This window comes from Enterococcus moraviensis ATCC BAA-383 (genome assembly GCF_000407445.1).
Classification (GTDB): Bacteria; Bacillota; Bacilli; order Lactobacillales; family Enterococcaceae; genus Enterococcus_L; species Enterococcus_L moraviensis.
Genome location: NZ_ASWB01000004.1, coordinates 129,318 through 141,716 on the forward strand (window position 1 = coordinate 129,318; position 12,399 = coordinate 141,716).

The following is a 12,399-nucleotide window of genomic DNA, read 5'->3' on the forward strand; positions in this document are numbered from 1 at the left end:
AAAATGGAAAATAAACAGCAGAAAAAATCATTGAAAGTGACATGTCTTTTTTACTCATTCTTCGTTTCTATACTCATACTTGGAATATGGGGAGCCAAAGTGGTATATGCCTCACTAATTTCAGCCGATCATGTTGTAAACGACTTTCAAGTAAGTGACTTGAAAGGAACGATTAAAGAAGACTTTGTGCCGCCAACCAATGATAATCCAATGAAGCCGGGAATGAGCTATCCTAAAAAAGTAGCGATAAACAATACAAGTACAACACCATTTTATGTAAGAGTTTTGGTGACTCCAGAAATTCAATCAGCAGATGGAACGTTGTTAACTGGTAATATTGGAAAAGAAGTGAGCATTGATTTGGGAGAAGACTGGTTATTAGGTGAAGATGGATATTATTACTATCTAGGAAAAGTTGGGAAAGACCAAACCACGTCTCCTTTATTTACCCAAGTAACTTTAGCAGATAATGTAGATGAAGCTTATACTGGTGCGGTTATGCAGATTCATGTTAAAAGCGAAACGATTATTGCGGGGAAGAAGCAATATAGAGAAGCTTGGTGGGATGGAAGTATCCCGAACACAGGTGTATTGCAGAAGATAGATACTAAATTACAAAATTTATAGGAAAGGAGGACAATCATTTTGGGAAAAAATATATTTTTGACAATCGCCAAGGCATTTGTATTCTTCAGTGCTTTGTTTCTAGTCAGTTTTTTTACATCTACAAAGGTATATGGATCGGAAGAGGTTGCAACGATTCCTAAGAGTACAAATTATGTGTACGGATTAACATCTCCCGATGAACAGGACTTCACCGCTATTTATGCTTATGACATAAATGGATACGACCAAATAGCAAAATATTTCAAAAAAATAACTACGAAGGCTGGTAAAATAGCTGTTATAAAAAATGCTAATAATCTAGGTGTTAGAGAAGATGGATTCTATTTTAAAGAAAATACAGGGATTAAAATGTATCATGTGGATTGGGACGGGATTATTCAAGAAACTTGGGATGATCCTAGTTTGACTGGAAGTGCTCGGTCAGGTACTTTTCTTACAACTGGAAAATATGTTACTACATCAGATCAGTTAAGTAACAAAAAAAATGAACTCTATATTTATGATATAAATTATCATATGCTGGAAAAAAAGGTTCCATTGACCAATAAAACAGATACACCTTTACCTGTCAGTAAGTTGAATAGTATGGGAGATATCGTAGGTGATGCAGATGATTATTTATATGCCACTATTTCTGAGGCAAAATTATCTTCTACAACAGTGTTAAAAATAGATAGCAATAATGGGGATATAGTAGATATCTTACCTGTACCTGGATTACAGCATAGTCCAGCTATTGCTTTTATGGAAGATGGCCGATTATTACTTGCAGACAAGAATGATACAGGTGCTATAGTCGATTTTTCAACTGGCCTTGTAACTTATACTGACAAGATAGGTGATAAATTACCTGCGATGGGCGGAACTCAATCACATGTTAGGGACTTTGCATCACTGAATTTCCCTTCATTTAATGTTGAGTTATTTGCAATTAAGCAAGGTCCAGAGACAGCGGTCTATGGAGAAGAATATGAATATACAATTAAAGTTTCCAATACAGGGAATATTATGTCTTTACACAATACCTTGATAGATTCTCTATCTAATTACTTAGAGTATGTACCTAATTCAACTTTATTAAATGGGAATAAAGTTGCTGACGTAAATGGCACTAGTCAGATGTTTTTAGGCGGAATGAAAATTGAATCTCCCGGTGGTGTTGATGGAGCAATTACCAAAGATAAGCCAGCGGTCATAACCTTTAAAGTAAAAGTGAAAGACACTGGTGATACAACAGTTGGGATTGATATTCCAAATATTGCTTACGTTGCTAATACTAGTACTAATTTAGTGAGTACAAATAAGGTTATGACTAAAGTGCCTGGCATTCCTATATCAGAATATATATTAAATCTGTATATCAAACAGGAAGTGCTCAATAGTCGTTTAGATTTAGTTTCACCGTCAATTGGGTTTGCAGATGTCAAAAATAATCTCGATCAATATCAGGTGACGATTCCTTCGTATCTGAGCAATACGAATCAGACGTTCAAGCTTGTTAAAATCAAAGCAGCTGATATGAATGATCCTTACAACGTTAGTATCAAGATACCTGAGTTCTATTCCTATGCAGGTTATCAACTAACAGCAACAAAATCGAATCATCTTGCTTCTGATAGAATGAAGACTCCAATTGAATCAATCAATCTTTCTAAAGGATTAGATCGTTGGTTAACAGTGTATATTGAACCTAAACTATTTGACGATGCACCCCCATTTTATAGTTGGGACTATAAAAACAATGATTTTGGTAAGATAGGTATCGAGTAGTTCGTTGTAAAAAACAGTGGGTCTAAATATATCTAAAAAAATTTAGACATGATTAGTATTGAAGGTCTAAAATGCTAATAGGCGAATGTGATTGAAGTTAGATTGATTCTAATTAATTTTTTTATCGTGTATTCGAATTTTATGTGACTGTGATAATGCTCTTAGCGTTATCACAGTCACTTTTTTTGTAAGTGATATAACTAGAATAGGATACAGAATGAATAATAGCTTATCTAATTATCGTGATGTTAAATTTCAAAAAAAACGGAAAAATAAGTATTTTTTGTAATTATTATTTAAATTAAAAAGATATAATTATGTAATGAAAACAAAGGAGTTTGGGTAAGGGAAACTAAAAATAGAAAGGAAAATGATATGTACAACATAGGAATCATACAAGAAAAAGAACAAAAAGCTAATACATATTCTGGAAACTTAAATACGAAGACGTATCGCTTATATTCGTTAAAAATGGAAGATATTTTTAAGGAAGCTTTAAAAATGGATGCGCTGATAATTGAAGAGTCGACAGCTGTAGATTTAAAAGAGACTTGTGAATTAATTCTAGAACTTAGACGTAATTTTAAATCATTGATTTGGATCATGTGTAAAAGAATATCTCAAACCAATAAGATTGTATATCTTCAATTAGGGGCTGATGGAGTATCTGGTGAAGAAGAACAAGAAGAAGCGATTCTTCAATTTTCAAATATATTAAATAGAATAAAAGATGAACGTGAAAATTTAGACGAAACAGTGACTAACGGACAAGAGAATGCAAATAATAGGCATCTGGAGTTGGTTCAAAATAATTTAAGTATTATTTTGGCAGGAAAAGAGATTAGTCTTACTAGATTGGAATTTCAAACGATCAGATTCTTATTAGAACACATTGGAAAAGCAGTCACGTATGAAGAACTTTATAAGAATGTTTGGCAAAATGATTTTAGTAACGAGAAAAAAGGGACGAAACAATATCGAATTAGTAATTTGATTTTCCTTTTGCGCAAGAAATTAGAAATAGATCCAGCTCAACCAAGTTATATTAAAACAATTCGTTCGAAAGGGTATATGTTTGTTGATGGTAACAAAGTTTAGGCAAAATATGTTCTAGCAGTTGATTTATGAAATACATAAGTGCGAGTTTTGAAAATAAAATTGATTTCCTTTTTTCATTGATATAGCCCAACAATTATCTAGTTTTATTGAGACTATACAAGAAAAAATCGAAATAAATGTGTTTTACTTTGAAATACAAAAGACTAGCAAGAAAGGAGGAAAAAGATGAAAAATAAAAAGATATGTTTTTTAAGTAGCTTAATCGTCCTTTCAGGGATGATACTAGGTTCGCATACTGCTAAAGCTGAAGTTCCAACATGGCCAGATTGGGACGGTAATCCGAAAACAGGATGGCAAAAAGTCGCAGATCCTGTTAGAACAGATATCACTTCGTGGCTCAATAATCCAGATAAAAATATCATAGTTGGTGACAAGAACAAGGCGCTAGCAACGGTTGCTACAGGTTTTTCTCCTGGTGGAGTTAAAAGAGCTACTGCTTATCCCTCGGAAGATACCTATTTTCTTAGAAGGAGAGTGGATATACCATTCATAGAGTTTTTGCCTAAAAGTGTTGGATTAAATTTAGGAATACCATACAAACGAGCATCTTTAGGAAGAAACGTTGACTTAGGGCAAAGTGGGGCTGTAAGACCTGCTTGGAATCTTAATTTAAAATCTTTAGGATTAGTTTTTGCTGTAGAGGACGATGTTAGTACAATTCAAGAAGCTTCGATGGGAAAAATTACGAAGTACGACCTATCACCAGAGGAGCCGACAATAGATCGTACAACATTTAAGGTCTATACAAAGGAGGTATCCAGAGTTAATTTAGTCAATGGTTTTACGATGACTGCATTAAAATATGTATATGAAGTGACTATTAAAGATAGACAAGGTGATTCTTATCGTGTTCAAGTTGACCAATCTTATTTTCCTTCAAAAGATGGACGAGTAAGAGTAAGCTTTGATATTAAAAATATCGGTGATAAGGTGATTCCTAAATTGATGGTTGGGTATAATTATACACCAGAAGTGAAATTTACTAACTATAATATCAATAATACTCCGAATGGTTCTGGTATCCCTGGTACAGTCAAATATTTAGGGAAAAATTTGGGTGTTTACGCTGTTGATGGCGAAGGAATCTATCGAGCAGAAATTTATCCAACCTTTGATAGATATGGAGCGGATAGTTGGGCAGTTTGGGCAGAACCATTTATTGGTACGTATGGAATGGGCAGCCGAGACAGTTCTGTTTTTATGAAAGGATTTGATGATCCAAGCGATTTGTTTTCTAAAGGACAAGAAGATAAGGGAATAGTCAAAGATACGCCTATTAATGATGAGCCCAAAACGAATGTTGAAGGTGGTTCCGATACAACCATAAGTATGAAGTGGAATCCTCAAGATCTAGCAGTTGGAGACACAAGAAATACGGCATGGATATATGGTTCAGAGATCAAGGATATTTATCCGCTTTTGAACCTAATTGATGAGGATCGAAAATATGCTGTAGCAAAAGATGGGGAAGCTAATGCAATCCTTAGAGGAACTTGGAGAACTTATGAAACCATTACTGGAGCGATCAAATATACAATCGATGATGGAGAAGAACATTCACTTCATGTTCATTACGATTCAGAAAATGATATGGGAAGCATAGAACTTTTTGAGATTCCTTTAACGTTTAAACCGACAGCTGATCATACAGTGAAGATATACATGGAAGATGCTGAGAAACGTAAGACTGATATTAAAACAATCGTCTACTCGTTTGACTATCCTGAACCAAAGCTTAATGGGACATCGTCAATCAAGGTCAATAATAAAGTTAGCAATAAGATAGCAATTGGCGGAGAATTTACCTACAACATGAATTTAGCAATGCAGACGCCGTATTCGAAACTATTTGGCAACAAAGCTTCAATCCCAATTGATACCACAATCATTGATCCTACATCACTGAAGGATATTTCAATTACTGATGGGAATAAAGTAGTTAAAGGAATGTTCAATTCTATTGGAAAGACGTTAGATTTTACTTTTGACGATGACATTCTTGCAGATGGTTCATTACAAGCTCAATTTACTGGAAAAATTATTGATTCTGACTCTTTAATTGGAGAGAGCTTGGTTATAACTCCGAGTGAAGTAATAGGCAAATCAGGTGTTGAAACTGATTTTAAAGATTATTCGATGCCGATAGCTGATCTACCACAAGCGACAGCAACGATCGTCTCTAAAGTATCAGCAATCAATATACGTTATTTAATAGAAGGAACAACTACACCGCTAGGAGATGAACTGTCAAAGGAAGGCTTGATTGGTAGCTCAGACAGTATTCCATCCAAAGTTTTTACAGGCTATCTATTAAGTAAAATCATGATTGATGGTGTTGAACAAAAACCACTGACTGATCCAGTTTCAATCGAATACGGTGAGACCTCAGAAGTGATTTTTTATTATCAAGTAAAGCCAATTTTGGAAACAAGTTTAGCTATTTCTTTACCAGAAATTTCAGAAGGTGGAAAGGTAACATTTACATCAACCTTTAAAAATACTGCGACAGCACCATCAGATTTAACGGATGTACTGTATGAAACGACAGAAGTATTCCCTAAAAATGTCACTGTTGATTTAGACAGCGTAAAACTGAATGGGCAGCATTTGGAAGCTAAGGCAGCTATTGTTGATAATAGTGGTAAATTAAAGGTCAATTTAGGGGATTTAAAATCAGGTGTTGACTACACACTAACGTATGATGTTGTTTCTACAATTACTACACCACCATTAGCAAACGTTTTAGAAGTCAAGCAAGCCTATACACTTAGCGGGAAATCGGCAGATAAAACCACTGTTAGAGCTAGCTCTGGAGAAGTGAAAATATTCACAATAAAACCAAGAGTTGCAGATATCGCTGTGCAGTATTTAGAAGAGGAAACAGAAACTGAACTTGCGCAAGAACAACTAAAACAGGGCGTTATTGGTGAAGAAACTACGTTTATTGCAAAGACAATTAAAGGATATGTACTAAGTAAAGTCATTATTGATAGTGATGAACAACCACTTTCAAGCGTTGTTAAAGTGAAGTATGGTGAACATTCTACTGTCCGATTTTACTACAAAGGAGTTCTAGAGTTTTCTTCCGTTCCAAGTACAATGAACTTCGGAACGAAAGCATTGGATGGTAATGAAATTAGAGTGAACCAACCAAGCTATGATGCTCCTTTAGTCGTTAGCGACAGCCGTTCTGATAAAAAATCATGGACGTTAAAAGCGAAAATAACAACACCTTTAACCAATGAAAATGGCAAGATTATTGTAGGAGCGATCCGCTATAAGAGCCCTGAAAGTGATGAGTTCCCATTAAATGAGGGAACACAAACGTTATTGACGGCTTCAAACACTGAAACTTATGATGTTAGTGCAACTTGGGGTGCTTTAAAAGACAGCCCTGGTTTCAAATTTGAATTACCAGCAGTCAAAGTAAAAGAGTTAGGTAAGTACAAAGGAATGATCGAATATTCCTTAGAAGATACCTACAAGCCATAACGGAGGGGAAAATGAAAAATAAATCATTTTATATACGAGTAGTAACCTCTGTATTTTTCTTAGGAATGTTAAGTATGATGGGTATTCAAGCAGTGGCACAAGAAAATGGTGGTGCTATCGGAACTAAAGGAGAAATTATTCTTCAAGAAGAAACCGCCCCATCATCAGAAACGTCAGCAAGTACAACGGATACGGCAAGTGTTACTACAAAATCAGGTCCTTCAGGAATAGCATCAAGCAAATCTAAACCCAAAGGTAGGTATCCATCTACCGGTGAATTAGCAAAAACAAGTTTATCTATTGCTGGCCTAATCTCACTGATTGCAGCTTTACTTCTATTTATTTGGAAGCGAAAAAGCAAAAGGAAAGGGGTTAAGGAGGATGAAGTATAAGCTAATTAATACAGCGCTAGTACTTTTATTGGGAAGTTGTAATTTTTCACAAGTATACTGGGCACAAGAGTCAAAGTTAGGGACCGGTGATATTGAGTTCTCAGGAAAAGAAGACCCCAATCTGAAAATTAGACATCCAGAAACATTAGAAGATGCTGATCCAGGTGTTATTGCTAGCACTACAGGTGCTTTGAGAATTGATTTTGCTCCACAGTTGTCTTTCGATATAGGCGGTATTTCTAAAAAAGATGCTAAGTATTTAGTAAATGCCCAGCTATATAAAGGTGAGATGGAACCAAGTGGGAATTTTGTTCAGGTGTCAGATTATCGTGGGAGTACAACTGGTTGGAAATTACAAGTACGTCAAGAAAGTCAATTTCAGCAAAGTGATCGGCCGGAAAATCAATTAAATGGTGCAGTACTTTCCTTTGATAAAGCGTGGACGAATACTTCGGCAGAAAATCCAAGTGATGCACCTTTGGTTTCTAAAGAGGTTGTTCAAATGAACAATATTGGTGATACATACACCCTTGCCGATGCTACGGTTAAACATAGTGTTGGAGCTGGCACTTGGAACATTGTATTTGGTGCATCAAAAGATAATATCAACGACCAGGATGCAACATTAAGTCCGCGTTTAAATAAAAATGGGAAAGTAATGACTGACCCGGACTTCAATAATCAAGAAGTCTACATGAATAGTGCCATCAATTTATCCATCCCCGGAGAAACTAAAAAGGTACCGGGAGCTTATTCAACGGTGTTAACTTGGATTATAGCCGAGTTGCCATAGATCAAACACACATAAAATAGGAGGAAACACAAATGAAATTAACACACAAATTATGCGGCGCTGCATTATTAGCAGTAGCTGGGGTAGCAGTAGCTCTACCGAACAACACGAAAGCAACAGATGGTGACCCTCGTTCTGCAGGAGCGGATATCGAATTTACTTCAACTGAGATCACTGCAGAAAAACCTGATCCAAACCACAGTGGTTCTGGTGATGGCGTTCCTGGAAATAGCTCAGATCTTCCTTGGACAGATGCTAAAGGATTCGGGGTTTCTGCTGTAACACGTTTAGAATTCAGTAAACACGCAATTGTACAAGATGGTAAAGATCAACCTTATCAAGCTAAAAAATGGGTATCAACTGACGAAGCTGGTGAAGCGATTGAAAATGCTAACTTTGTTTCATTTGAAGATCTACGTGTCATTGATGATCACAGCTACAAAATTACTGCAAAAATTGCAAAACCATTTACAAACTCAAGAAAAGCTGCTAATGGCAAAGACGTATCCTACACATTAGATGGGACAACCTTGGCATATAGTAATATGACTTTGAGCTCAACAAATGGTGCTCCAGCTGAGGCATATCCAACAACTGGGTTACAAGAAGGCGCTACTTTATCATATGATAAGACAACTGGAGGAGCTCCAGTGGTAATGTTAGATAACACCAACACAGCAAGCTTAGACCAATATGAAAAAGGTGCTGGTAAATATAACCTGTACTTTGGTCAATATGGTTCCACAGAAAAAGACCCAGAAAAATCAGTTTTATTAACAATTCCAACAAGCAAAAATATTATGCAAGAAGGTAAATATAGCGGAGTTGTTGAATGGACAATGGCATCAATTCCAACGACTCCTAAAGGGTAATTACTCCACGATATCGATTTTATTGAGAAAAAGGAACAAAAAGCAAGGTGAGTCAAGGGGAAACTAACTAGTTTTACCCTTGACTATAAATCAAACATTGACAGGAAAAGTATAGTTGACCCGAAGTTCTGTCGCCTTGTTTTATCGCAAGTAAGAAAGGCTAGAATAAAAATGAAAACAACAACAAAGATTTATCTATTTTTATTATACATAGTTTGTTTAGGGACTTTTTCACAACATGTGTTTGCAGAAGAACAAGTACAAAATCCTGGAGCCTTTACATATAAGGTGATCCATCCAGAAAATCAACGTTCTAACGCTGGTTATTTTGATTTACGAATGACTCCAGCTAAAAAACAGACTGTTCAAATCGAAATAAACAATCCTTCAGACAAAGAAGAGGTGACAGTCAGCGTTTCTCTAAATAGTACAAAAACAAATGCTAATGGAGTTTTAGAATATGGACCATCACTGTTGCAAAAAGATCCGTCTATGAAAAAAGATTTATCCGATATTGCCAAAGCACCTGAGTCAATTACACTTAAACCAGGGGAAAAGAAAAATTTGGACATTGATATTACAATGCCAAAAGATTCTTATGATGGATTTATATCTGGTGGTATCCAACTGAAAAGGCAATTGACTGAAGCTGAAAAAAAAGAACGTGAAAAAAAATCAGGGATTCAAAATGAATATGCGTTTATTATTGGGGTGTTATTAACTGAAACTGATACAAAAGTTGAACCCAATTTAGAGTTCAATAAGTTCTATGCAGAGTTATCTAATTACCGTAATGCTGTTTTTGCAAGCATCTCTAATATTAATTCAGCTTATGTAGATGATATGACGATTGATATGCAAGTCATGAAAAAAGGGTCAACTGAGGTTTTATATGATACGAAAAAAACAACGATGCAAATGGCGCCTAATTCAGTAATAAACTTTCCTTTAATTATGAATGGGGATGAAATGGTACCCGGAGAATATACAGGGCATGTACTAGTGACTAGCAATGAAAAAAAATGGGAATGGACAGAAGGGTTTACAATCAGCAAAGAAGAAGCTGATAAATACAATAAGCAGGATGTTTCAATTACGCAAGAACGCGGCATTGACTGGAAGCTAATCGTGATGATCGTTTGCGGTATCTTGATTGTTCTATTGGGTATTTTCTTATTTGTTCGCACATTAAATAATAAAAAAACAGAGAAAAAGAGAAAACAATCTAAGAAAAAGAAATAATCTAATGGAGGATCGATGAAGTGGGGATATTATATTGGTTATTCATTGGTCTGTTAGTTAGTAGTATTCTCCTTATACTTGTGAGTATTTGGTATATCTATTTAGGGATCCAAAGCTCTAGAAAAAGACAGATGTTGAAAATGCGACGTCCTAAAAATAAACAAAAACGTCGGAAGTTAAAAAAAGAAATATTGCGATTACAAAAACAAAAACAACGTTATATGCGCAGTAGTTTTCTCCTTCTGCTTGTGAGTATTCTGCTAACCATGGGAGCATTCTATACAAGGTTCTATCAACAGACATCGTTAAGTGCCAACGATGGTGAAATTATTGTTCAAAGCTATTTTTTAGTAGATTCTATTGAAAAAGATATCCAAGGTATCCAAAATGGAGCAGACCCAGAAAAATCACAGGAAAAAATCAGAACAATGACGGCATTAATGGTCACTTATGGAAACCTGCCGCCATCTGGTAGTTTAACAAAAGAGCGACAACAAATGTTGAAAAAATACTATCAAGGAATCCGTGAATTAGGGATGAATTTGAATAGTCAAGCAGCTAGAAGATTGGGAGATCCTAAAATAGTAGAAGATTATCTATCTGACATCAAACAATTAAAACAAAGCCAACAAAAAATTTTTCAAACATTTAAAGTAAACGAATCCGCTTTAAAGCAAAAGAAATAGCTTGGGAATAGGAGAAAGATGATGAGTGCAACCAAGTCAAAATCGAACCCTTCATCTCAAGCTTTTCCTGTGAAAAAGATTAGTTCAAAAAAAATAAAACAACGATCTAAATATCCAAGTAAAACGTTCAAAAGGAAAAAAAAGCGACATTCAAGAAGAAAAATAGTGAAAGAGCTGTATCAAACTTTTAGTATATTCTTTGCTCTTTTGCTACTAATACAAAAAATGACAATTGCTTTACCAAAAGTTGAGGGATATTCTATGATTCCAACATTAGTGGATGGAAATCGTGTGGTTGTTAATAAGTTTGGTCAGGTGAAAAGATTCAAACTCATTTATTTTAAAGATACAACAGGAAAAATAGGCGCGGTTCGTAGAATAATCGGAATACCAGGTGATCGAATCAAGTATAAGAATGATCAATTGTGGATTAACGAACAAGAAGTAGTTGAACGGTTCTTGGAAAACTCAGTACATAAAGTTCAAGAGTCTACAATGAAATTTACAGACGACTTTACATTGATCCAAGCAATTGGAGTAGAAGCTGTTCCGATGGGGAAATATTTTGTCATGGGAGATAATCGACCTTTTTCAACAGATAGCCGAGTCTATGGTCTAATCGATGAAAGTCAGGTCGTTGGAACGGCAGAATGGTTGCTGTTTCCGCTGTGTAAATTAGACTATTTTTAACAGTATTTTATTTTTATAGAAAAGAAGGAGCGCTATGGCTGAGACAAAAAGGAAACCGTCGAGAAAGCTTATTTCAGTTTCCAAACGTAGAAAAGTTAAACTTAAAAAGAAACTATTTGTAAAAAAGCAGTCACAAGAAATACAACCCAAACGAATAGTAAAGAGATCACGATTGTTCTTCGTTGGGGGAATATGTGTAGTTGTTCTTTTTGTGTTAATTCGAATGACTGTGCGCAGAGTAGATGGACAATCAATGGATCCAAATTTAGCAAATAGCGATCGAGTTTTGGTTTTCAAAGATAGCCAACCAAAGCGCTATAATATCATAACATTTCGTCCGAAAGGAAAGCCAAATGAATCGTATGTTAAAAGAGTAATCGGCATTCCAGGGGATGCGATTTGGATGGACAATAATACGTTGTATATCAACCATCAATTGGTCAGTGAAACAGAGCGGCCATTAACGAATAGTAATCTTTTAGGTAGAAAATTACCTGACGGCACCATCAAAGTTTGGCTGAATCAAAAATTGATCAAAGAGTTTGCTGGTAAACAGATGATTCCGGAGAATAAGTATTTTGTTTTAGGGGATAATCGTAATCATTCATCTGATAGCCGAGTCTTTGGCTTGGTGGATACTTCTCAAATAGAAGGTGTTGTTAAGTGGCGTTACTATCCATTTAATAAGATTGGAACAATAGATTAAGTAAATCAAG

At 35.4% G+C, this 12,399-nt stretch carries 11 protein-coding genes; all 11 read left to right on the top strand.

Annotated features, from left to right (window positions below):
* The first annotated feature begins 3 nt into the window (after positions 1-3).
* Positions 4-627 carry a hypothetical protein gene (locus I586_RS14105; protein WP_010763545.1) on the top strand — a complete coding sequence of 208 codons (624 nt, stop codon included), beginning with the start codon at positions 4-6 and terminating at the stop codon, positions 625-627.
* Positions 628-645: 18 nt separating this feature from the next.
* A complete protein-coding gene (locus I586_RS14110; RefSeq protein ID WP_010763546.1) occupies positions 646-2,397 on the top strand; it encodes an isopeptide-forming domain-containing fimbrial protein in 1,752 nt (583 codons plus the stop codon).
* Positions 2,398-2,772: 375 nt separating this feature from the next.
* On the top strand, positions 2,773-3,495 hold the full coding sequence (locus I586_RS14115) for a winged helix-turn-helix domain-containing protein (protein ID WP_010763547.1): 723 nt from the start codon (positions 2,773-2,775) through the stop codon (positions 3,493-3,495).
* A gap of 186 nt (positions 3,496-3,681) precedes the next feature.
* Positions 3,682-7,008: a hypothetical protein gene (locus I586_RS14120; RefSeq protein WP_010763548.1), complete on the top strand. Its 3,327-nt coding sequence runs from the start codon at positions 3,682-3,684 to the stop codon at positions 7,006-7,008.
* 11 nt (positions 7,009-7,019) lie between these two features.
* Positions 7,020-7,400, top strand: coding sequence for an EF2685/EF0750 family sortase-dependent surface protein (locus I586_RS14125; protein ID WP_010763549.1), 381 nt, complete (start codon positions 7,020-7,022; stop codon positions 7,398-7,400).
* The gene (locus tag I586_RS14130) at positions 7,390-8,193 is read left to right on the top strand and encodes a WxL domain-containing protein (RefSeq protein WP_010763550.1); all 804 of its coding nucleotides are present in this window, start codon (positions 7,390-7,392) and stop codon (positions 8,191-8,193) included. Before I586_RS14125 ends, I586_RS14130 begins: the two co-directional genes overlap by 11 nt.
* 32 nt (positions 8,194-8,225) lie before the next feature.
* A complete protein-coding gene (locus I586_RS14135; protein WP_010762314.1) occupies positions 8,226-9,065 on the top strand; it encodes a WxL domain-containing protein in 840 nt (279 codons plus the stop codon).
* Positions 9,066-9,236: 171 nt separating this feature from the next.
* Complete coding sequence (locus I586_RS14140) at positions 9,237-10,307, top strand: WxLIP family cell surface protein (RefSeq protein WP_010763551.1); 1,071 nt, start codon at positions 9,237-9,239, stop codon at positions 10,305-10,307.
* A gap of 20 nt (positions 10,308-10,327) precedes the next feature.
* Complete coding sequence (locus I586_RS14145; RefSeq protein ID WP_010762316.1) at positions 10,328-10,993, top strand: hypothetical protein; 666 nt, start codon at positions 10,328-10,330, stop codon at positions 10,991-10,993.
* Positions 10,994-11,014: 21 nt separating this feature from the next.
* The gene (gene lepB, locus I586_RS14150; protein ID WP_010763552.1) at positions 11,015-11,683 is read left to right on the top strand and encodes a signal peptidase I; all 669 of its coding nucleotides are present in this window, start codon (positions 11,015-11,017) and stop codon (positions 11,681-11,683) included.
* A gap of 34 nt (positions 11,684-11,717) precedes the next feature.
* The gene (gene lepB, locus I586_RS14155) at positions 11,718-12,389 is read left to right on the top strand and encodes a signal peptidase I (protein ID WP_010762318.1); all 672 of its coding nucleotides are present in this window, start codon (positions 11,718-11,720) and stop codon (positions 12,387-12,389) included.
* The last annotated feature ends 10 nt before the right edge of the window (positions 12,390-12,399 follow it).